Annotated in this window: 19 protein-coding genes; 6 read left to right on the top strand and 13 right to left on the bottom strand. The window is 61.9% G+C overall.

Annotated elements, in window-relative coordinates; translation table 11 throughout:
• Positions 1-107: 107 nt before the first annotated feature.
• The 4 genes from uvrB to coaE are packed head-to-tail and all read right to left on the bottom strand — an operon-like array spanning position 108 to position 3,667.
• Complete coding sequence (gene uvrB, locus KUF55_RS07425; RefSeq protein WP_218818458.1) at positions 108-2,210, bottom strand: excinuclease ABC subunit UvrB; 2,103 nt, start codon at positions 2,208-2,210, stop codon at positions 108-110.
• A 47-nt stretch (positions 2,211-2,257) separates the two neighbouring features.
• Positions 2,258-2,731: a hypothetical protein gene (locus KUF55_RS07420; protein ID WP_218818457.1), complete on the bottom strand. Its 474-nt coding sequence runs from the start codon at positions 2,729-2,731 to the stop codon at positions 2,258-2,260.
• The gene (locus tag KUF55_RS07415) at positions 2,728-3,069 is read right to left on the bottom strand and encodes a hypothetical protein (RefSeq protein ID WP_218818456.1); all 342 of its coding nucleotides are present in this window, start codon (positions 3,067-3,069) and stop codon (positions 2,728-2,730) included. The genes KUF55_RS07420 and KUF55_RS07415 overlap by 4 nt, the downstream gene beginning before the upstream one ends.
• Complete coding sequence (gene coaE, locus KUF55_RS07410; protein WP_132364987.1) at positions 3,059-3,667, bottom strand: dephospho-CoA kinase; 609 nt, start codon at positions 3,665-3,667, stop codon at positions 3,059-3,061. Before coaE ends, KUF55_RS07415 begins: the two co-directional genes overlap by 11 nt.
• 157 nt (positions 3,668-3,824) lie before the next feature.
• On the opposite strand from coaE, the gene KUF55_RS07405 reads away from it, so the two are divergent.
• On the top strand, positions 3,825-4,499 hold the full coding sequence (locus tag KUF55_RS07405; RefSeq protein WP_132364986.1) for a YigZ family protein: 675 nt from the start codon (positions 3,825-3,827) through the stop codon (positions 4,497-4,499).
• Positions 4,496-5,635: a methyltransferase gene (locus KUF55_RS07400; protein ID WP_218818455.1), complete on the top strand. Its 1,140-nt coding sequence runs from the start codon at positions 4,496-4,498 to the stop codon at positions 5,633-5,635. Before KUF55_RS07405 ends, KUF55_RS07400 begins: the two co-directional genes overlap by 4 nt.
• Here KUF55_RS07400 and KUF55_RS07395 read toward each other — a convergent pair.
• On the bottom strand, positions 5,607-6,935 hold the full coding sequence (locus KUF55_RS07395) for a hypothetical protein (protein ID WP_218818454.1): 1,329 nt from the start codon (positions 6,933-6,935) through the stop codon (positions 5,607-5,609). The genes KUF55_RS07400 and KUF55_RS07395 overlap by 29 nt on opposite strands.
• A gap of 107 nt (positions 6,936-7,042) precedes the next feature.
• Positions 7,043-7,834, bottom strand: a complete 792-nt coding sequence (locus KUF55_RS07390) for a PIG-L deacetylase family protein (RefSeq protein WP_218818453.1) — start codon at positions 7,832-7,834, stop codon at positions 7,043-7,045.
• A 140-nt stretch (positions 7,835-7,974) separates the two neighbouring features.
• Here KUF55_RS07390 and KUF55_RS07385 point away from each other — a divergent pair, with 140 nt between their 5' ends.
• Together KUF55_RS07385 and KUF55_RS07380 are read left to right on the top strand one after the other, a co-directional pair.
• Complete coding sequence (locus tag KUF55_RS07385; protein ID WP_218818203.1) at positions 7,975-9,084, top strand: IS110 family transposase; 1,110 nt, start codon at positions 7,975-7,977, stop codon at positions 9,082-9,084.
• 357 nt (positions 9,085-9,441) lie between these two features.
• Positions 9,442-10,011 carry an isochorismatase family protein gene (locus KUF55_RS07380; protein WP_132364982.1) on the top strand — a complete coding sequence of 190 codons (570 nt, stop codon included), beginning with the start codon at positions 9,442-9,444 and terminating at the stop codon, positions 10,009-10,011.
• 204 nt (positions 10,012-10,215) lie between these two features.
• Here the strand turns inward: KUF55_RS07380 and rpsA are convergent, their stop codons facing one another.
• The 4 genes from rpsA to polA form a co-directional block, all read right to left on the bottom strand.
• Entirely contained in the window at positions 10,216-11,682 is a 1,467-nt protein-coding gene (rpsA, locus tag KUF55_RS07375) for a 30S ribosomal protein S1 (RefSeq protein WP_132364981.1), read from the bottom strand.
• 184 nt (positions 11,683-11,866) lie between these two features.
• The gene (locus KUF55_RS07370; protein ID WP_218818452.1) at positions 11,867-12,790 is read right to left on the bottom strand and encodes a polysaccharide deacetylase family protein; all 924 of its coding nucleotides are present in this window, start codon (positions 12,788-12,790) and stop codon (positions 11,867-11,869) included.
• Positions 12,791-12,794: 4 nt separating this feature from the next.
• On the bottom strand, positions 12,795-14,090 hold the full coding sequence (gene eis, locus KUF55_RS07365; RefSeq protein ID WP_218818451.1) for an enhanced intracellular survival protein Eis: 1,296 nt from the start codon (positions 14,088-14,090) through the stop codon (positions 12,795-12,797).
• A gap of 237 nt (positions 14,091-14,327) precedes the next feature.
• Entirely contained in the window at positions 14,328-16,958 is a 2,631-nt protein-coding gene (gene polA / locus KUF55_RS07360) for a DNA polymerase I (protein WP_255557443.1), read from the bottom strand.
• 85 nt (positions 16,959-17,043) lie between these two features.
• Here polA and KUF55_RS07355 point away from each other — a divergent pair, with 85 nt between their 5' ends.
• Together KUF55_RS07355 and KUF55_RS07350 are read left to right on the top strand one after the other, a co-directional pair.
• A complete protein-coding gene (locus KUF55_RS07355) occupies positions 17,044-17,562 on the top strand; it encodes a hotdog fold thioesterase (protein WP_255557370.1) in 519 nt (172 codons plus the stop codon).
• Positions 17,555-18,109, top strand: coding sequence for an adenylate kinase (locus KUF55_RS07350; RefSeq protein ID WP_132364976.1), 555 nt, complete (start codon positions 17,555-17,557; stop codon positions 18,107-18,109). The genes KUF55_RS07355 and KUF55_RS07350 overlap by 8 nt, the downstream gene beginning before the upstream one ends.
• On the opposite strand, the gene KUF55_RS07345 is transcribed toward KUF55_RS07350, so the two are convergent.
• The 3 genes from KUF55_RS07345 to KUF55_RS07335 all read right to left on the bottom strand — a co-directional run bounded on the left by KUF55_RS07345 (position 18,106) and on the right by KUF55_RS07335 (position 20,306).
• Positions 18,106-18,669 carry a dihydrofolate reductase family protein gene (locus KUF55_RS07345; RefSeq protein WP_132364975.1) on the bottom strand — a complete coding sequence of 188 codons (564 nt, stop codon included), beginning with the start codon at positions 18,667-18,669 and terminating at the stop codon, positions 18,106-18,108. The two genes, KUF55_RS07350 and KUF55_RS07345, sit on opposite strands and share 4 nt — an antisense overlap.
• Positions 18,670-18,792: 123 nt before the next feature.
• Complete coding sequence (locus KUF55_RS07340; protein WP_132364974.1) at positions 18,793-19,047, bottom strand: hypothetical protein; 255 nt, start codon at positions 19,045-19,047, stop codon at positions 18,793-18,795.
• A complete protein-coding gene (locus tag KUF55_RS07335; RefSeq protein ID WP_132365033.1) occupies positions 19,047-20,306 on the bottom strand; it encodes an inorganic phosphate transporter in 1,260 nt (419 codons plus the stop codon). Before KUF55_RS07335 ends, KUF55_RS07340 begins: the two co-directional genes overlap by 1 nt.
• Between the last annotated feature and the right edge of the window lie 217 nt (positions 20,307-20,523).

The raw sequence follows: 20,523 nt of genomic DNA, 5'->3' as shown, positions 1-20,523 counted from the left end.
GGGATGTGCTGAAACACGGTGCACGGTCTCGTCCAAGCTTTAATGACCCGGTCCGGATCCGCCTGCAGCGCGCGCAGTTGCACGCGGATCCGGACCGCCAAGACCGCTTACGCGTGACCCGCGTTCTTCATCTGTCGAAGTTCCTTCTTCAGTTCCGAAACTTCATCCCGCAGCCGGGCGGCAACCTCAAAGTGCAACTCGGCGGCTGCCGCATGCATTTGCTCGGTCATCTGGCTGATCATGTCCACCAGGTTCTCCGCCGGGGCGGCGGCCAGACCGTCGGCACGCACCGTCTCATGCGCCTTTTTGGTGCCGGAACTTGAACGCTTGGCGTCCTTGGTCAGGCGCTGGTTGTTCAGCAGCTCCTGCGTATCCGCATCCTCGCGTGCCAGCGAATCGGTGATGTCGGCAATTTTCTTGCGCAGCGGCTGCGGGTCAACACCATGATCCTTGTTGTACTTTTGCTGGACCTCGCGGCGGCGATTGGTCTCATCAATCGCTTGCGCCATGGCCGCGGTGATCTTATCCCCGTACATGTGCACCTGACCGTCCACGTTGCGGGCGGCACGGCCGATGGTTTGGATCAGCGAGGTTGCCGAGCGCAGGAAGCCCTGTTTGTCGGCATCCAGGATCGCCACGAGGGAGACCTCGGGCAGGTCGAGTCCCTCACGCAAAAGGTTAATGCCAACCAAAACGTCGAACAGGCCCATCCGCAGCTCGCGCAATAGCTCGACGCGGCGCAACGTGTCCACATCCGAGTGCAGGTATTGGACTTTGACCCCGTGTTCGGTGAAGTAGTCGGTGAGGTCCTCGGCCATCCGTTTGGTCAGCGTGGTGACCAGGATGCGTTCGTTGCGTTCAACTCGGACGCGGATCTCATCACGAAGGTCATCAATCTGCCCCTTGGTGGGCTTGAGGATGATTTCCGGGTCAATCAGACCGGTGGGGCGGATGATCTGCTGAACCACGCCGTCGGCCTTGCCCAACTCGTATTTGCCCGGCGTCGCCGAAAGGTACACGGTTTGTCCGATGCGCTCGAGGAATTCATCCCACTTCAGCGGCCGGTTATCCATCGCGGAGGGAAGCCGGAAACCGTGCTCCACCAGCGTGCGCTTACGCGACATATCTCCCTCGTACATCGCACCAATCTGCGGGACGGTGACGTGGGATTCGTCGATGACCAGCAGGAAGTCATCGGGGAAGTAATCGATCAGGCAATGTGGGGCTGTGCCGGGCGCGCGGTCATCAATGTGCCGCGAGTAGTTCTCGATGCCGTTGCAGAACCCCATCTGCTCCATCATTTCCAGATCATAGGTGGTGCGCATGCGCAGCCGCTGAGCCTCCACCAGCTTGTTCTGCGATTCCAAGGTGTCGAGGCGAATACGCAACTCGTCCTCGATGTCCCCGATGGCACGATTCATCCGATCGGCCCCGGCCACGTAGTGACTGGCGGGGAAGACATACATCTCGTTTTCCTCACGAATCACCTCGCTGGTGACCGGATGCAGGGTGTGGATGGATTCGATCTCGTCGCCGAAGAATTCGATCCTCAGCGCCTGCTCCTCATACATCGGAATGATCTCCACGGTGTCACCGCGCACGCGGAAGGTGCCGCGGTGGAAGTCCATGTCGTTGCGGGCATATTGCATGGACACAAATTTGCGTAACAAATCGTCGCGGTTCAGTTCCATGCCCTTTTTGAGGGTGACCATGCCGGCAACGTATTCCTCGGGGGTACCCAGACCGTAGATGCAGGAGACGGTGGCGACCACGATGACGTCGCGGCGGGTCAGCAGCGCGTTGGTGGCCGAGTGGCGCAGCCGCTCGACCTCCTCGTTCACCGATGAGTCCTTCTCGATGAAGGTATCGGTCTGCGGTACGTAGGCCTCGGGCTGGTAGTAGTCGTAGTAGGAGACGAAATACTCCACCGCGTTATTGGGCAACAGCTCACGGAACTCGTTGGCCAGCTGGGCGGCAAGCGTCTTGTTCTGCACCAGCACCAGGGTGGGGCGCTGCACCTGTTCGATGAGCCAGGCGGTGGTGGCCGATTTGCCGGTACCCGTGGCACCGAGCAACACCACGTCCTTCTCCCCCGCGTTAATGCGACTGGTCAGTTCCTTGATGGCCGCCGGCTGGTCACCGGCGGGTGAGAACTCGCTGATGACTTCGAAGGGGGCGACGACGCGATTGATCTGCTGCGCAAGAGACATGTCTCTAGGCTACGCCCTGACACCGACGGTTTGGGGGCATGCTCGCCTTAGGCGAAAAGACCCGCCGCGGCGGCCCGCTCACGCAGTCGGCCGATGCGTGTCATCGCCGCGTCCTGCGTGCCGGAGACGAAGTTGAAGTACTCCATCGCCCCGCCCAGGATGCCGTCAACCAGCTCGCCCGCATCCACGATGTGACGCACCTTTCCGGCGGTGAACTTGGTCATGCTCCCGCTGGACTCCAGCGCGAATTCAGCCTCGAGACACGGGTAGGGCACCGTCGCGCGCCCATCGGTCAGGAAGCCCTCGACGGTGGCCAGCAGCGCGTGCCAGATCCCCGGCAGCTCGTCGATGAGATCCACGGGGATCAGTTGCAGCGAGTGATAGCGCAGCTGGACGGATCCCAGGGTGCCCTCCACACCCGCCGCGCGTCCGGGGTCACGCTGGATGCTCACCAGGTGGGGTGGTGACCCGTCCGCGGGTTCGTGCCGGAGGAAGGATTCGGCGATCATGGAGGTTTTCACTTGCGGGCCTGGCGCTGCTCGATGTTACCGAGCGTTGCGCGCATCAGCCTGATCATGAACAGCACCGTGGCGGTCCCCGCGGCCAGCAGCCCGGCCAGTGCCAGCCACCCCGGCAGCAATACCGTGGCGTCGTAGCCCGAGTCGCGCGTGGTGAATTGTTCACGACCGCCCGCCAGTGTCCAGAGCAGAATGGCGATCACGAGGGCCAGACCGGAGAATAGCCAGATGGCGCGAATGACCCGCATCTCGTTGCGGGCCTTGAGCATTTCCGCGGCCAGGAGCGTCTCGAGGCGCTCCCTGGCCGCGGAGGTCGGGGCCGAGTCGGCGTCAGCGGGCATGGGTGTTATTCGGGACAATGTGGGTCTCCCAGATTGAGTCAACGAGGTTTCGTAATTCTTCGAGCGTGCCGGAGTTGGTGATGACGATGTCGGCGACGGCCGCACGCTCTTCATCGGTTGCCTGAGCGGCGATTCGCGCCTTGGCATCGTCCAGGCTCATGCCGCGATCGTGCACCATCCGCTGCAGGCGTTGTTCCAGCGGGGCCGCGACCACAATCACCAGGTCAAAGTTCCCGGCCTGCCCGCTCTCCACCAGTAACGGGATGTCTTGAACGATGACCGCCTGCGGCACAGCGTCGGCGCGCAGTTTTTCGGCCTGTGCGCGCACCAGTGGGTGCACGATGGAGTTGAGTTTCAGTCGCGCGGCGGTGTCGGCAAAAATCAGCGTGCCCAGCGCCGGTCGATCGAGTGCACCGGCGGGGGTGAGGATGTCCTGGCCAAAGGCGGCAACCACCGCGGCGAGCCCGGGGGTCCCTGGCTCCACCACGGCCCGAGCGATGGCATCGGCGTCGATGAGCACCGCGCCGTGTTCCACCAGCAGGGCCGCCACAGCGGATTTTCCGGCGGCGATTCCGCCTGTCAGACCAACGTTAAGCATGCAACTAGCCTACCGTCGCCGCAACACCTTCAGCCGGTGGACCATGCGCCGGGCGCGGCTCGGATCGTTTCCCTTCTCCGGCATGGTGCTGAGCGATTCGCCCACCGCGCACCGATGCAGCGAAGGCCACGCGCCGATTGACTAGAATGGATCGGTAATGGACAACGATTCTGTGGCGACGGCCTATACAACGCTGGACGGCGAGCATGTGGCTGAGCTGGAGATCAAGCGCTCGCGCTTCATCACCTACCTGCGCCGGGTTGAATCCGAGCCCGAGGCTCGCGCACTGATTAGCGAATTACGCAAAAAGCACTTTGACGCACGGCACCATTGCAGTGCCTTCCTGCTGGGACCGGACCGCACGGCGATGCGCAGCAACGACGACGGTGAACCGTCGGGCACCGCCGGCATCCCGATGCTCGACGCACTGGCCAAACGCGAGACGAGTGAGGGAAGAACCGACCTCTCCGATGTGGTGGCGGTGGTGGTGCGCTACTTCGGCGGTATCCTGCTGGGCGCCGGGGGTCTGGTGCGCGCCTACTCCGAATCGGTGTCCAGCGCGCTGGATACCGCACCACTAGTGCGCCGCCAGCGCCTGCGCATCCTGGGGATCAACTCCGATTATGCGGCGGTTGGACGGCTGGAAAATGACCTGCGCGCCGCCGGGGTGCCGGTACTGGGCACCGATTATGGGCCGGCGCTGGCCACCCTGCGGGTGGGGCTGAACGATGAAGGCAATATTTTGGCGATGTTTTACGATCGGCTGGCAACACTCAGCGCCGGCGCCAGCAACGCAGAAGATTTGGGAACCGAATGGGTGGATGCACGATGAGTCTGAATTTTGAATTATTGCGCCGGTGGCCAGATGTTGAGGCACAGAACCTTGCCGCCGTTGATGCGGCGGATCGTCTGCTGCTGGATCTTGGCGCGGCGACGGGTTGGCCGAGCGCACCGGGCCAGCTCGTCATTCTGGGTGATCACTATGGCGCGCTCACGCTCGGGGTCCTTGCTGCCGGGGTGCGCGGTGTGCGGGTGCACCAAGACGCGCTCTCCGGATCCCGCGCCATCACCGCCAATGCGCGGAGACTACTTCCGGAACTCGGTGATGAATTCCGCTTACTGCCCCTGGGCGACGAGCTGTTGCACGGAGCGACGCTGGTGCTGCTGGTATTGCCGCGTTCGCTGGACGCCCTGGAAGAAATGCTCGACTTCATCGCCGAACATGCCGATCCCGGGGTCAGGGTCATGGCCACCGGGCGTATCAAACACATGAATCACGGCATGAATGAGGTGCTCGGCAGCTACTTTGAATCCGTGACGGCCTCGCTGGGACGCCAGAAGTCCCGGGTGCTCACCGCCGTGGGACTGCGCGAGAAAACCGCGCGGCCCGCTCCGCGTTTCCCCTTGCACTCCTCCCACGACCTCGCCCTGGCCGAACCATTGGCCCTGCGCGCCTTCGCGCAGACCTTTGGCGGGGCCAAATTGGATCCGGGGACCCGCTTCCTGCTCGAACACCTTGAGCTACCCGGCGATGCACAGCATGTGGTGGATTTGGGTTGCGGCAACGGGTCAATTGCTACCTTCGTCGCGCTGAAATACCCCGACGTTCGGGTGCTGGCCAGCGACCAGTCGGCCTCCGCCGTGGCTTCCACCGCCGCCACGGCCGCGGCCAACGGTGTGGGTGAGCGCATCACCGCCGTACAAGACGATGCGCTGGCCGCGCGCGGTGACGGCTCGGAGTCGGTGGTGCTCCTCAATCCGCCCTTCCACATGGGCAATACCGTCCATGCCGGGATCGCGTTGAAGTTGTTCACCGATGTCGCCCGCGTGCTGGCCCCGGGCGGGGAGCTGTGGTGCGTGTGGAATTCGCATCTGGGTTACCGCGGGCAGCTAGAAAAGCTGGTGGGTCCCACGCGTCAGGTGGCCAAAAATCCGAAGTTCACCGTGACGGTGTCGACGCGCCGCTAGGCCCGTGCGCCAGGACGCCGGTTCGGACCAGTGGTGCCGGGTTGGTTTCAAAGCGTGGCCGCTGTCCGGTGCTGCGCACCGCGTAGCCCGGAAGACCGACGCCGTGCAGACGAATGTGGTCGGCGATCGGCGCATCGGCCCTTTTCTCGGCGAGGAAGTTCGGATCCGAGTCAGCTAAGTCGCGCCAGCGGATCTTGCGGTTGGCGCGGTGGAAGACCTCGGCGGTGCGCCATGGCCGGTAACCGGTGTGCGTGGGGGCCTCGGCGTTTTTCCCCGGAGCGGGGGTTGCCACCACCGCAGGACGACTCCCCCAGCCGTAAAGTCCCACGATCTCCAGGCGTTCGTTGGCACGTACGGGCAGTGCCGCGGCGTTTTCTCCCCATACCCAGGGCTCGTGGGCCACGCGCAAAAACTCCTGGGGTTCCAGCGCATTAACCGCATCGATGCCATGGATCGGGCAGACATCGTCCAACACCAGGACCTGCGGCATATCGCCGCCGGTGTCGGACTCCTTCGCCCCACAGGTACATCCGGGGCGAAGGGCTTCGGTGCGCGGCACGGCCTTGAGCACCCGGCCCAGCCTCAGCGGCCCGTGCCTCGGATCCACCGGAACCTGGAGCACCACATCGCCGGCTATGCGTTCAACGATCCACGCCACCAGCGAAACACCGAGCCAAAACAGTATCGCCAGCAGCGGGATGACCAAACCACCGTCGGCCAAGGTGAAGGTCTCGGCCAGCGAGCGGAAGGTGCTTTCCCGATCGCGCACGAGCATCGCGCCGAACCTGAACAGGATCAGGGCAATAATCATGACGAAGAAATACCCCACCCGGCCACGAGACGTGATGAGAGTACCCGGGCCAGCGAGCAGGGAACGAGACACCGTGACGCTCCCGGCCGCTAGTAACCGCCAGCGTCGGATCGACAGTGACAGGCGTAGCCCGCTCAGCGTCGCGCCGAGGCCCAGCCCGAGGAACCACGCGGCGACGGCCACCAGCAAACCGGTGGTCAGCGGGTCCAGATCCGCACTCAGATACAGCCCACAGACCCCACTCAGGGCCAGCCACGGTGTCATCCGTGCCGAGAAGACGGTGAAGAATCCCCAAAAGATGAGGGCAACAACAAATTCGGTCGGCTCGTCCGCGATGATCCACCAGGCGATGAGCGCGTAATAGGGAAGGATGGATCCCCAACGCAACAGGCGGTTTGGCACGGTGCGCGGCACCGCGGCCCACTGCTCATCCGACACCACGTGCCGCGGCAGCAACACCATCGCGTCGTCCCGGATCTTGCTGCCCATGTCATGTCCCCTTGAAAAGTTTTTTCAAGGATATGTCGGTGCATCGCGCGCAGGCATCATCAATGGGGGTGATTCCGCGTGCTCGATGGGAGGAGATTGCTGGTGTTTCAGAGTCCCTCGAAGAGATCTCGCAGCAGTGGCTGCCCGGAAGCGCGCGGCGGCCAGCTGAGCACCGCCGGTTCACGTGAGACCACCCGTTCCCAGCGAGACACCGTGTTGATGATCTCCATGAGCACATCGCGCTGGCTACGATGCTCCAGCAATCCGGCCACGATGCGTGAACACACCGCTGAAGTGTCGACCTCAATGTCGATGAGCTCATCGGGAACCGGGCGCAGCTGGTATTCGATCGCCGGGTCCCAACTGGGAAGTCCCGACCGCCGGCGCACCACGTTCCAGCGTTCCAGGGTGGAGGCCCGGATCGCCCCGTGGACCAGGCGCCGCAGCCCCGGTCCGGGGATCCGGCGGGCCCGATCAAAGGCCTCATCGGTGGCACGCCCGATCATGATGTGGTCACGGTGGCCGGTGATTCCGTCCGGTCCGAACGTCGCGACCACTTGCGGCCGCTCCGCCAGCAGGATGTCCATCACGCGCTGCACCAATTCCTCGAAGTCCGCCCGAACGAGCTCTCCGTCGTCGTAACCGAGCCATTCGTGGCGCGCCGGGATGGTGCCGTGGGCACGCCACGCGTTGGCACTTTCCACCCGGCGGACGGCTCCGAGAGTGTCGGCGGTGGCCGGGACACCGGCGGAAATTTGACCCGCTGCCCCATCGGTGGCCAGCACCAGGATAAAGCGGAACCCGGGATCATCCTCGTGCAGGGCAATGGATCCGGCGCAACCGTAGGCATCATCGTCGGGATGCGCGACAATGACCGCGATGGAATGCGGCTCATTCATGCGCACATTTTAGACAATATATAAGAGGGGCCGAGACCTCCGCTTCAAAGTTTCGTGGTTTGCCATGCGTTCGGGTCTTGGCCTTGCAGCCAAACCGCGGTGGAATGGTAGAGCCACATTGAAGGTTGGAGGTCCCGGCTATGTTCGAGCGTACCTATATCGGGCTCGATGTCCATGCCCGCAGCATCGTAGGATGCGCACTGAATATCGACACCGGCGAATTGACCCGTTCATGTTTCGAGGACGACCTTCTGGCCGTCTCGGAGTGGGTACAGGGCTTCGGCCCCGAGGTCCGGGTCGTCTACGAGGCCGGGCCCACAGGCTTCGGATTGGCCCGACACTTCCAGGCCGCCGGCATCGACTGCGTGATCGCCGCCCCTTCGAAACTGTTGCGAGCTCCTGGCGACCGCGTTAAGACGGATCGCCGAGATGCCAAAATCCTAGCAAGTATGCTCGCCCTGGGTGAAGTCACCAAGGTCACCATCCCAGACACTGAACAGGAAGCACTGCGGGACCTTTCGCGGACACGACACGTCGCCTCGATCGATCTCTCTCATGCCAAGCAGCGGGTCAACGCGATCCTGCTGCGACACGGCGTCCTCTTCCACGGCGGCAAGTCCCGATGGACCCGCGAACACCTGAAATGGCTGCATCAGCAGCACTTCGATGACCCGGCACTGGAGTTCGCTTTCCAGGAATCCTTGGCGCAAGAGGAATCCATGTCCGTGCGGCTGAAGCGCATTGATAAGGAAGTCGCCCGGGTGGCGGCTAACTGCCGGTATACCGAGGTCATCAATGCCTTGGCCTGCCTACGGGGATTCAGTATCGTCGGTGCCTTCGGGCTGGCCACCGAGATCGGGGACTGGACCCGCTTCACTGGCGCCACTATCGGTTCCTATCTGGGGCTGGTCCCCTCGGAGCATTCCTCGGGCGAGACTCGAACCCAAGGTTCGATCACCAAGGCCGGAAACACCTACGCCCGCCACCTGCTGGTTGAGGCAGCCACAGTGCACAAACGCCCGTACCGCAGGCCCGGGGTCCAGGAGCTACGCCAGCTCGAGCTGGTGTCCCCGGCCACCGCAGCCCGCGCTCGGCAGGGCAACCAACGCCTCCACGCCCGTGCCGTGGCCTTCGATGACCGGCACAAGATGCCCGTGAAGGCGCGGACCGCCGTTGCCCGCGAACTTGCAGGTTGGTGCTGGTCCTTGGCCGCGCCGCTGCAGGAAGGCCGTCCCATGATAGGACGGTGACCCTAAGACGTGCCCCGACGGGCGCACCTGGACGAGGCAACATGCGGAGCCAACACGAGGACAGACTATGGGTAGGCCCAAAGCCGACGCCCGAATTTAGACCACGTTACGCTCCACTCGAATTCCTTGTCATGCGGTACCCAACCCGCGTTTATCAGTCTGACCATGTCGTCGACCATGACCTGCCAAACCAGACTCGACGCCACCGCCGGGGCATGAGGAGAGCGGCTCCCGGAAGTCTGTTTTCCGGAAGCCGCTCATCTATGACTCTTGACAAACCTTCTTACATATCAGTCTCCTGTGACGCCACGGGCGAGGTTCGTACCGCCGGAGTCCAAGTAATGCCATACTGCTTGCATGGACGAGCAACTCGCAGGCACAAAAACGGCACTAGTCATCATCGACATGCAGAACGGCGTATTGGAATACTGTGTACATCCCAAGAAGGTCATCGCCCGCGTACAGGACCTTGTGTCCCGCGCTCGCGACACCGGAACACCCATCTACTGGGTGCAGGACGAACGCGAATTCGAACGCCACTCCACCGCGTGGCGATTGGTATCCCCACTTCAGCCACGAGATTCCGAACACCGAATCCACAAGTCCTACCGCGATGCCTTCACCGGCACGGGACTACACGCCTCGTTGATCGCCGAGGACATCGGGAGCCTAGTGATCTGCGGTGCCCAGTCGGATTATTGTGTGCGTACCGCCGCCGGCCGAGCCGCTTCGATGGGCTACGACGTCACGGTGGTCCGCGATGCCCACACCACCGGTGCCGCCACCTTCGAGGGGCAGTCGTTAACCGGGGATCAGATCATCGCTCATACCAACGCGTACTTTGCCACGCTCGACTATCCCAATCAGGACTTCTCGCTGCGGCGCGCCGATGAGGTCATCTTCCGCGCCGTGGCAGTCATCGACTGATCGACTCCTACCTTCTGTCACCACGGCAGAACATCCACGGCGGTTTCGCAGCTTCTCGGCTCGGGGCCGCCATGGTTGTTTTGTCGCGGTAGCGCTGCCGCCGAAACGTCCCGGGTACGACGAAGGGCCCCTTCCGCCAGTGGCGGAAGGGGCCCTTCGCTAGGTTACTTCGGGTGAATCAGTGATTCATCAAAAGTGTGTGGCTTAGGCGCCGGCAAGCTTCTCGCGCAGTGCTGCGAGTGCTTCGTCGGATGCCAGGGTGCCGGCCTCGGTTGCCGGAGCATCCGAGGAGTAGGACGAGGTAGCGGACTCGGCCGGAGCCGAATCTGCTGCTGCGTCGTCAGCAACGTGCTGAGCAACCTGCTTCTTGTGAGCTTCCCAGCGAGTCTGGGCGTCAGCGTACTGCTGCTCCCAAGCTGCGCGCTGGGTCTCGAAGCCTTCAAGCCACTCGTTGGACTCCGGATCGAAGCCCTCCGGGTACTTGTAGTTGCCCTCTTCGTCGTACTCTGCGGCCATGCCGTAGAGTGCCGGATCGAATTCGGTGCCTTCGGGATCTACGCCCTCGTTAGCCTGCTTGAGGGACAGCGAGATACGACGACGCTCGAGGTCGATGTCGATGACCTTGACAAACAGTTCGTCGCCAACGGAGACAACCTGCTCGGCCAGCTCCACGTGGCGCACGGCCAGCTCGGAGATGTGTACGAGGCCTTCGATTCCGTCTTCGACGCGAACGAATGCACCGAACGGAACCAGCTTGGTGACCTTACCCGGAACAACCTGCCCGAGGGCGTGGGTGCGGGCGAAGGTCTGCCAAGGATCTTCCTGGGTGGCCTTGAGCGAGAGCGAAACACGCTCGCGGTCCAGGTCGACCTCGAGAACCTCGACGGTGACTTCCTGGCCAACTTCGACAACCTCGGACGGGTGGTCGATGTGCTTCCAGGACAGCTCGGAAACGTGGACGAGACCGTCTACGCCGCCAAGGTCCACGAATGCACCGAAGTTGACGATGGAGGAAACAACGCCGGGACGAACCTGGCCCTTTTCCAGCTTGTTGAGGAACGTGGAACGAACCTCGGACTGAGTCTGCTCGAGCCATGCACGGCGGGAAAGAACAACGTTGTTGCGGTTCTTGTCCAGCTCGATGATCTTGGCTTCGATTTCCTGGCCGATGTACGGAGCCAGATCGCGCACACGGCGCATTTCGACGAGCGATGCCGGCAAGAAGCCGCGCAGGCCGATGTCGAGGATAAGGCCGCCCTTGACCACCTCGATGACGGTGCCGGTAACGACTCCGTCTTCTTCCTTGATCTTTTCGATGTCGCCCCAAGCACGCTCGTACTGAGCACGCTTCTTGGACAGGATCAAACGACCTTCCTTGTCCTCTTTGGTGAGGACGAGGGCCTCGACGAGGTCACCGACGGCGACAACGTCGCCCGGATCTACGTCGTGCTTGATCGAAAGTTCGCGGGAAGGAATGACACCTTCGGTCTTGTAACCGATGTCGAGCAGGACTTCGTCGCGGTCAACCTTGACGACGGTGCCTTCGACGAGGTCGCCATCGTTGAAGTACTTGATGGTGGCGTCGACGGCAGCGAGGAAGTCTTCAGCAGATCCGATGTCGTTGATTGCAACGACCGGTGCGCTGGTCTTCTCGTTGGAGGTGATGGTCATGTAGTAGGGACTCCGATGTGGATAGTCTGTATGAGTCGGTCAGCCGGAAGCCCCGGCATGTTCCGAATTTAGCTTGAGTGCGGGCACGGCAGTAGCCGGAACACGCTCACCTAGTCTATTCCCCCACACCCTGCCGGGTCAAAACGTCAAATCCGAATCTTGTCAACCCAAAAAGGACGATAACTCAGGCGAAGGCCGCCGAAAGTGTCAGCAGGCGTAGATTTTTGGACTCAAGCTTTTCGATCAGGCCCGGAAGTGCCCGGGCGACCCCGGCCGAGGTAGCCGAGGACGGTTGATTAAAGTGCGCAATTCCCACGTCGCCGGCGCCCAGCTCCATGGTTTGGGCCGCCACGGTAGCGAGCGGGAACGTCGCTCCGGCGTCCAGATTGATGGTGAAGTTCATCGGAACAAGCCCCGCGTCGCGGCATATCGCGGCACCAAGTTCATCCATGTGTGCGGTGCCGGAACGGAAGAACTTCGCCTCAACACCAAATTCGTCGGCCAAATAGTGTTGGTTTCCCATGACCTCATCGTAGGCATCCCCCACCGTCTTGGTGCCCGGGATGCCATAGGCTGCTTGCCCCCGGCTGGTGAGCGGTGCGTGCGAGGTGCCGTGATTGGCGATCTCAAAAAGCGGGTCGGCAATCAATTCGCGTAGCACCGAGGCATTGGTTTGTGCCCAGCGACTATTGATGAACAAGGTGGCTGGAGCCTGGTGCTTGCGCAGCGCGGCAATCAATTTCGCGTCATAACCCGCACCGTGTTTTCCCCCACAGGCATCAAAGGTCAGGGCTGCACCGCGCGCACCGGGCGGTAGTCCCAGTTTGATGCCAGGAACTTCCAGACCAAAGTCACCGGCGGGTTTCCCGGCATAAGCGGTCACCACGGCCTGGCGGCTGGGAAGGGCTTTTGTAGCAGCCGCCGGTGCCGTGGCCGACGGTGGCGCCGAACTGACCGCCGTCGGGGTTGGTGTCGGGGTGGGCGCCGGGGTCGAGGGTGATGCCGGGTCAGCGGCGCAGGCGCCAAGAAGGGTGACGCTGGCTCCCAGCAGGGCAGCGAGCACGGAGCGGCGTCCGGTGAGGGTGGATCGTGGTGCGGTACTGGTCATGATCCTAGAAGTCCGCCTGGCAGTAGGGAACGGTATTGGTGGCAAAGAGCGCATCGAGGGTGGCCAATGCCGAGGCCTGGTGAACGATCAGCACTCCGGCCTGAGCCAGATGGGTGGCCCGGAAACCGCCGAGGTAGAGCGAAGCCAAATCACGGATATCCACGGTGACATCCGGCTCACTACCGGCCGCGGCGGGGTCCACTCGGGCGACGGAATCTTCCACACTCAATTCCCAATCGCCGGAGGTCAATCCCAGATCGTCGATGACGCGCAGGCGGATGCTTCCGTCGCCGTTGTACGTCCGTGCCGTGAGCGCGGTTTTGATATCCAGAATGCGCAACCACAGGTGGTCCCCCTGTGCGGTGACCTTGTAGTCCCGTGGATTGTGCAGCGCGGAAGGCAGAATGTCGTCGATGGGCCCGCGGCCGGTGATCTTTTCCACCAGGTCGTGAGATGCGAGGTAAGCCACCAGATCTCGGCGTCCGGCACCCGTCACGGCACACATCTGGCCAATTTCCATGGTGGGAGGGACAACCTGCCAGCCGGAGAACTTATAACTCATGAAGCCGTCGGGGCGCCCCTGGGCATCCAGGTGCAGCGCCGCTCGGAGGTTTTTTGCCGGCTTGGGCGAATCGTGGTCTTCCCAAAGACCCGCGGCCTGACCCACGTCGAATTGTGTGGCACTGACCGAGCCAAGTTTCCGTGCGTGTGCGGCGGCGAAGATGGCCGGGGCGTACTTGCTCAGCTCCTGGGGTTTGATGGCCACCACGGTGCCCTCGCTGGTGCCGCGCAGGGGCAGCCCGCCGGACACCTTAAGCGTGAACCTGGCGCGCTGGGTGACCCGCCCGAAGCCAAAGCGTCCATAAATGGTGGCTTCCGATGCGGTTAGCGCGGCGAACGCCACCCCGGCATCACGCGCCAAGCGCAGGTCCTCGGTGATGATTTGCCGCAGCAGGCCGCGGCGGCGGTGGGTGGGGCTGACGGTCACCGCGGTGATCTGGTGGACCGGCATGAGATTTCCGCCGCCAATATTCAGTGTCCCGGGGAATGAGGCGTAGGTGGCGACGGGGGCATCTGCATGCAGTGACGGTTGAACCGCCGCCTCATCGTAGGCCGCCGTGAAGGTGGTGTTCTCGTCCGCATTGATCTGAGCCAGCGTCTTCAGGTCATCGGCGTCAAGCTCGAGTTCGTGGAATCCACGACTGATGGACGAGAGCATCAAGGACGTTCGTGCGTCCGGGGCACCGTCGATAAGTGTGGGTTCGAATCGATTAATGCGGATCGTGTTCTCTTCACTCATAGTTGTTGACGCTTTCCGATCGATACGGGTGGGATTTAACAATGGTGTGCGGTGCCCTCGATGCTCGTTGTGGGCACCGCACATGACCCCACGGCTTTACCGATGCTGAGGTGTCTTCCGCTCAGCATCGGTCAGATACTACGACTGGTTAAACCTCGGCAGCGATCGCGGCGTGGGGCTACCGACCTTGCCCCGGAAGGCAACGGAAGATCGTATAGCCGCGCAGCTGCCGTGGCATTAGTGCCCAGCGTCCTGCCAGGACATTCCGATACCCACGTGGACATCCAGCGGAACGGCCAGGTCTGCGGCCGCACCCATCTTGTCACGCACAATCTTTTCCACGGTTTCCAGTTCACCCGGCGCCACTTCGAGGACGAGTTCGTCATGGACCTGCAAAAGCATGCGAGATTTCAGACCGGCCGAAGCCAGTCCTTCTTCAACGCCAAGCATGGCGCGTTTGATGATGTCGGCCGCCGACCCCTGGATGGGGGCGTTGAGCGCAGCACGTTCGGCGATGTCACGCAGCTGGCGGTTGTCGCTGGCGAGTTCCGGCAGGTAGCGTCGGCGGCCAAAGATCGTCTCGGTGTAACCGTCCTTGCGAGCCTGATCGACTACCGCGCGCAGGTAATCACGCACCGCGCCAAACCGCGAGAAGTAGTCCTTCATCAAGGTCCTGGCCTCGTCGACGGAGATCTTCAGCTGCTTGGAAAGCCCGAAGGAACTCAGTCCATAGGCCAGACCGTAACTCATGGCCTTGACCTTGGATCGCATCTCGGAGGTGACCTCCGCGGGTTCAACGCCGAAGACGTGTGAACCGACAAAACGGTGCAGGTCCTCGCCGTCCTTGTAGGCCTGTATCAGGCCCTCGTCACCGGATAGGTGCGCCATGATACGCATTTCGATCTGCGAGTAGTCGGCGGTGAGCAGCGTTTCATAGCCCTCGCCCACCACGAAGACCTCGCGGATGCGCCGGCCCTCTTCCGAACGAACGGGGATGTTCTGCAGGTTGGGGTTCAGCGAGGACAGACGCCCGGTAGCTGCGACGGTCTGCGCGTAGGTGGTGTGAATGCGTGAATCGGAGGCCGTAGCCTTGCGCAGGCCTTCGACGGTCTGGCGCAGCTTGGTTGCGTCGCGGTAAGCCATCAAGGCAACGAGGAACGGGTGTCCGGTCTTGACCAGAAGATCGGCCAGTGACTCGGCATCGGTGGTGAACCCGGTCTTGATTTTCTTGGTCTTGGGCAAATCCAGTTCTTCAAAGAGCACCACCTGCAGCTGCTTGGGGCTGGAGAGATTAACCTCGTGGCCAATGGCAGCAAATGCTTCTTCGGTAGCTCGGTTGATCGTGGTGGTGAAATCCTCGTAGAGTCCGTCAAGCTTGGCCGTATCCACGGCGATGCCCGCCATTTCCATCCGGGCCAGAATCAGCGAAAGCGGCATTTCCAGCTCGGTGAGCAGTTGCGCTCCCCCACGCTCCACCAACATGCCGGCCAGGTACAGGCTCAGTTCACGTACGGCATAGGCACCGCGAACCGCGGGGGTTGCCACATCCGGGCCCTCAAGATCCAGGGCGAGCTGACCGTTGGCGGGAGCCTCGGTGCTATCAAGCGCGAAGCGCAGGTGCTGCTGGGCAATATCGTGCAGTTCGTGGCTGCGGCGATCGGGCTGAATCAGGTAGGCGGTGATCATGGTGTCATCAACCACCCCAGCGAGCTCAAGCCCACGGTTTTTCAACAGCTTGTAGGTGTCCTTGAAGTCGTGCACGGCCTTCGTGTAGCTCACCGAGACCAGAATCGTCGCTAAGGACTTTTCGGTCTCCGCGTCAATTTCCTCGAGGGAAATGAAGGCGGTGGCATCTGCCGAGGCGAAGGCCAAGCCGACAACGTCGGTGCCGCCCGTGACGGGAACCGTGGCGGGGTGCATGCCCAGCAGTTGTGCGCCGTGGGCAGCGAACCAAGTGTCCAGGCTCGCCGCGTCACCGAGTGTTTCCGCCGCGGGGATTTCGACTTCCTCGGCGGCGTCCTGTGGCTCATCTCCGAAGAGGTCAAAGAGGCGCTTGCGCAGCGTATTGAACTGCAATGCGTCAAAGAGTTCCTCGATGGCCTCGCGGTTTGGGCGCTCTAGGGTCATTGCCTCGAATTCGACCGGCAAGTCCAAATCGCGCAGCAGGTGGTTCAGGCGGCGGTTACGGGTCACGTTGTCCACGTGTTCGCGCAGCGAATCTCCGACCTTGCCCTTGATGGCATCAATGTTCTCCAAGATGCCGGGAAGGCCTCCATAAAGGTTGATCCACTTGGCAGCGGTCTTCGGGCCGACGCCCGGGACGCCGGGAAGGTTATCGGCGGTCTCACCCACGAGCGCTGCAAGGTCCGAGTACTGTTCCGGACGCACGAAGTACTTGGCCTCGACGGCATCCCCGTCCATCGGCGGAATGTCCGAGATACCCTTCTTGGGGTACAGCACCAGGGTCTTTTCCGTGATCATTTGGAAGGCATCTCGGTCGCCCGAAACCACCAGCACGTTGAATCCAGCAGCTTCGCCCTTGGCCGCCAGGGTGGCCAAGATATCGTCGGCCTCGTAGCCTTCCATGGAGATGGAGGGGATATTCATCGCTTCCATGACCTTGCGGATTAAATCGATCTGGCCGTGGAATTCCTCGGGGGTCTTATTACGGCCGCCCTTGTACTCGGTGTATTCCAGTGAGCGGAACGTGGGGGTATCCAGGTCGAAGGCCACGGCCACGTGGGTAGGCTTCTGCTGCCGGATCATGGTTAGTAACATCGACACGAATCCGTGCACGGCATTGGTGTACTGCCCGGTGTCGGTGGCAAAGTTTTCTGCCGGTAGTGCATAGAAGGCCCGGAAGGCCATGGAGTGCCCGTCAATGACGAGTAAACGCTGGGGATCGGTTGCCACAAGTTTGGTTGATTCGCTCACAGATGCCAGCCTAGTTGGCATGAGCAATAATTTCATTGAAGACAACGCATCGAGCATCGAGATATCAGGCACCTTTGCCTCCGAGCAGGCGGCCGAGGGCAATCCATTTGCCCAGCAGCTGGCTGCGCACGGTGTTCCCACGACCATGTGGCCGATGTTGGCCAGCCACGGGGTAGGCACACTGGTCGAGAAGTTGGGCATCATTTTCTCGGAAATTTCCGTGGACCGGGTGGTGGCCACCATGCCGGTGGAAGGCAATCAACAGGTCGCCGGCATCCTGCATGGTGGCGCCTCCGTGGCGCTGGCAGAAACGCTGGGATCATTTGCTGCGGCGGTGCATGGCCAGGGCGCCAGAAAGCCGGTGGGCGTTGACATCTCGGCCACCCATCATCGTGCAGGAGTTACCGGATTAGTGACAGGGGTATGCACGCCGATTCATTTGGGACGCACCCTCACCACACACGAGATCGTGATCAGCGACGAAGCCGGCCGTCGTCTGTGCACCTCACGGATCACCAACATGCTGCTCGATGGCTGAGCCCGCACAACGCATTCTCTGCCATGGCGTCACGGGCAGCGGAAAATCGACTCTCGCGCGCGAGCTGGGAAGCATTCTGCACTACCCGGTGCACTTGGTGGATGACGAGTTTGGCTGGTTACCGGGCTGGGCGCAACGTGATGTCACCGAGCAGAAGGCCCTAGCCGTGGCGGCGGCAGCGGCGCCGGTGTGGGTTTTTGATTCGGCCTACGGACCCTATCGGCAAGACATCGTTGAGCGGAGCGATCTGGTGATCTGCCTTGACTACCCTCGCGCGATCTCGCTGTTTCGACTTTTATTGCGCACCGTCAAACGGATCATGCGACGCGAATTGGTGTGCAACGGAAACATTGAAACGTGGAAACGAACCGTTGGCAAAAAGTCCATTCTGCTCTGGCATTTCAAGAGCTTTGCTGCCAAGCGCCGGAGCATGGTGGAGCTTGAAAATCGGTTGGGTACCGATCGGGTGAAACGATTTGTCCGACCACGAGACACCAAACGTTGGCTCGCCGAATTAGCGGCAAGCCAACCGGGCTTCGGCTCTTAGTATTCGCGAGTTTGACCCGGTGATTTGTTCACGGTGTAGCGGGTTTCGCGGATTCCTCCTGCGTATTCGCGGGTGTACGTCGGGGTAAGTTTCGCTTGCCCGCGCATCGCAACAAGGGGCCGGCCGCCACCGAGCAGGACCGGAATGGAATAGAGCAGCACCTCGTCGAGCAGTCCCTCGTCAACAAATTGTCCGGCCAGCGATCCGCCGCCCACGACCCAGACATCCTTGCCCTTGGCACTGCGTGCGATGTCCTGCGCCCATTCGGTCACGTCGCCGCGGACGAAAGTCAGGTCTGCGCCGGGAATGGGGGCGAGTTCCCGATGGGTGTAGACCCACGTTGGGAGTCCCGGATAGGGCCATTTGTCGCCCATCTCGGTGCGCATCCACGAGTAGGTGTCGGCACCCATGGCGATGGCACCGATGTCGTTCATGAATTCGTCATAGCTTTCGGCTTGACCCTCAAAACCGTCGAACTCCATCAGCCAGTCGAGTCGTTCGTTTTCGTCTGCAATGTAGCCGTCGGTGGAGGCCGCCACAAAATACCTGAATCGCGTCATGCTGCCCATCCTATCCATGGAATCAACACCGCGGGACGCTGAATCTCTCTCTTTGGCGTTAACGTCGTTCGCCCGCCCGGATGCGCCGATCCGGGCGGGCGAAGATTACTACTCAAGCTGTTGTTAGGCTCCGAGAATTCTTTCGCTCAGGGCCGGAACGATGAGGATGATGCCAAAAAGCACCACGATGCCGCACATGGCGAAGCAACCGTACGCTGCTGCTCGCGCCGGAAGCGGCGATCCCTTGGCTTCTGCGCGCCGTGAGTCCTCGCCGACGGCCAGGAGGCGAACGCCCAAGGAATAGGCGCCAACGATGAACAATGAGGCGGCCCAGGTCACGACGGCCACAATCAGGAATGAATCCCAGTGAATAGTCATTATTTGACCTCCTCGTTGGCCTCGTGGACGGGGGCGGCCTGGCTGACCTCGTTGGCCTTGGCGGCCTCGTTGGCCTTGGCTCGTGCCGCCTTGCGACGTTGCTTCTTGGTGGGGATGTTTACTGCTGCGCCGGAAACATCGACGTCACTAATGGCGTTGGCATGACCCACCAGTTCTCGGCGGGAGAGCACCCAGATGACCAGCAAGGATCCGATGCCCAGAACGGCGACGATGCCCAGCCCAATATTGCCGAAGTGAGCCAGCGCCGCGGCTGCGGCTCCGATCAGTCCCGCAGCGGGGAGAGTGAAGAGCCAGCCGAGCGCGATCCGACCGGCGGTTCCCCAGCGAACTTCCGCACCCTTGCGACCGAGTCCCGAACCAATGACTGAACCCGATGCCACCTGGGTGGTCGACAGGGCGAAGCCAAGGTGCGAAGAGGCAAGAATGGCGGCAGCCGTGGACGTCTCCGCCGCGAAGCCCTGAGCGGGTTTCACGTCGGTCAGGCCCGATCCCATCGTGCGGATGATGCGCCAGCCACCGGTGTAGGTACCCAGGGCAATGGCCAGGGCACAGGCTGCGATGACCCAGAAGTGCGGTCCGGTACCGGCGTCCTGCAGTCCCGAAGCCACGAGGGTCAGGGTGATGACACCCATGGTCTTCTGCGCGTCATTGGTGCCGTGAGCCAGCGCCACCAGCGAAGAAGAGAAGATCTGGCCGTAGCGGAAACCACCGCGCTTCGGCGAGGAAAGCCCAGCTTGGCGCTTGGTCACCGAGTACGCGAGCTTCGTACACAGATAAGCGGAAGTTCCGGCAATCACCGGGGCCACTAGAGCGGGAAGCAGAACCTTTGACATCAATACGCCGTAGTCAATGACGCCAAATCCGGCACCAACAATGGCAGCACCGATCAGACCACCAAAGAGTGCGTGCGAGGAACTTGAGGGAAGGCCAAGCAGCCAGGTGAGCATGTTCCAGACGACGGCACCCATCAGTCCGGCGAAGATCATCGCCGGCATGATTTGCACGCCAGTGTCCCCACCTTCCTTGATGATGCCACCGGAGATGGTCTTAGCTACCTCGGTTGAAAGGAAAGCACCAACAAGGTTGAGGACCGCGGCAAGCGCGACAGCAGCTTTAGGCTTAATGGCACCGGTGGCGATGGGCGTTGCCATCGCATTGGCGGTGTCGTGGAAGCCGTTGGTGAAATCAAAGAACAAGGCAAGGGCAATGACCAGGACGACGATGAGCGTCAGATCCATGTATGAACCAATCGTGGGGTTACGGGCAAGGGCCGAGTTGCGTTGGGCTACTCCGAGTTCCCCCCATTGTTTACCCAATGTAGGGGTTCCGTTCACCTAAGTCGCAAATTCATCATATGGCTTGCCCGGCATGAGTCAATTCGCCGGAGGCGTCAAATCATGCCTCGAACCCCCTCTGGTAGGGATGGGCGGGCACCGTCGCGAAACAACGTGAGCG

Origin of the sequence: Paeniglutamicibacter sp. Y32M11, from assembly GCF_019285735.1 — a bacterium.
GTDB lineage: Bacteria > Actinomycetota > Actinomycetes > Actinomycetales > Micrococcaceae > Paeniglutamicibacter.
The sequence above is the reverse complement of the archived record's forward strand: the minus strand, read 5'-3'. Positions and strand labels throughout refer to the sequence as shown.

Excerpts from the sequence above, each read along its gene's own strand:
- KUF55_RS07405 (WP_132364986.1), top strand. The coding sequence starts at position 3,825 with ATGGACAACGATTCTGTGGCGACGGCCTATACAACGCTGGACGGCGAG.
- KUF55_RS07340 (WP_132364974.1), bottom strand. The coding sequence starts at position 19,047 with ATGACTATTCACTGGGATTCATTCCTGATTGTGGCCGTCGTGACCTGG.
- uvrB (WP_218818458.1), bottom strand. The coding sequence starts at position 2,210 with ATGTCTCTTGCGCAGCAGATCAATCGCGTCGTCGCCCCCTTCGAAGTC.
- eis (WP_218818451.1), bottom strand. The coding sequence starts at position 14,090 with ATGAGTGAAGAGAACACGATCCGCATTAATCGATTCGAACCCACACTT.
- KUF55_RS07370 (WP_218818452.1), bottom strand. The coding sequence starts at position 12,790 with ATGACCAGTACCGCACCACGATCCACCCTCACCGGACGCCGCTCCGTG.
- KUF55_RS07350 (WP_132364976.1), top strand. The coding sequence starts at position 17,555 with ATGGCTGAGCCCGCACAACGCATTCTCTGCCATGGCGTCACGGGCAGC.
- KUF55_RS07345 (WP_132364975.1), bottom strand. The coding sequence starts at position 18,669 with ATGACGCGATTCAGGTATTTTGTGGCGGCCTCCACCGACGGCTACATT.
- coaE (WP_132364987.1), bottom strand. The coding sequence starts at position 3,667 with ATGCTTAACGTTGGTCTGACAGGCGGAATCGCCGCCGGAAAATCCGCT.
- KUF55_RS07355 (WP_255557370.1), top strand. The coding sequence starts at position 17,044 with ATGAGCAATAATTTCATTGAAGACAACGCATCGAGCATCGAGATATCA.
- KUF55_RS07380 (WP_132364982.1), top strand. The coding sequence starts at position 9,442 with ATGGACGAGCAACTCGCAGGCACAAAAACGGCACTAGTCATCATCGAC.
- KUF55_RS07395 (WP_218818454.1), bottom strand. The coding sequence starts at position 6,935 with ATGGGCAGCAAGATCCGGGACGACGCGATGGTGTTGCTGCCGCGGCAC.
- KUF55_RS07390 (WP_218818453.1), bottom strand. The coding sequence starts at position 7,834 with ATGAATGAGCCGCATTCCATCGCGGTCATTGTCGCGCATCCCGACGAT.
- KUF55_RS07335 (WP_132365033.1), bottom strand. The coding sequence starts at position 20,306 with ATGGATCTGACGCTCATCGTCGTCCTGGTCATTGCCCTTGCCTTGTTC.
- KUF55_RS07415 (WP_218818456.1), bottom strand. The coding sequence starts at position 3,069 with ATGCCCGCTGACGCCGACTCGGCCCCGACCTCCGCGGCCAGGGAGCGC.
- KUF55_RS07400 (WP_218818455.1), top strand. The coding sequence starts at position 4,496 with ATGAGTCTGAATTTTGAATTATTGCGCCGGTGGCCAGATGTTGAGGCA.
- KUF55_RS07385 (WP_218818203.1), top strand. The coding sequence starts at position 7,975 with ATGTTCGAGCGTACCTATATCGGGCTCGATGTCCATGCCCGCAGCATC.
- polA (WP_255557443.1), bottom strand. The coding sequence starts at position 16,958 with ATGGCCTTCCGGGCCTTCTATGCACTACCGGCAGAAAACTTTGCCACC.
- rpsA (WP_132364981.1), bottom strand. The coding sequence starts at position 11,682 with ATGACCATCACCTCCAACGAGAAGACCAGCGCACCGGTCGTTGCAATC.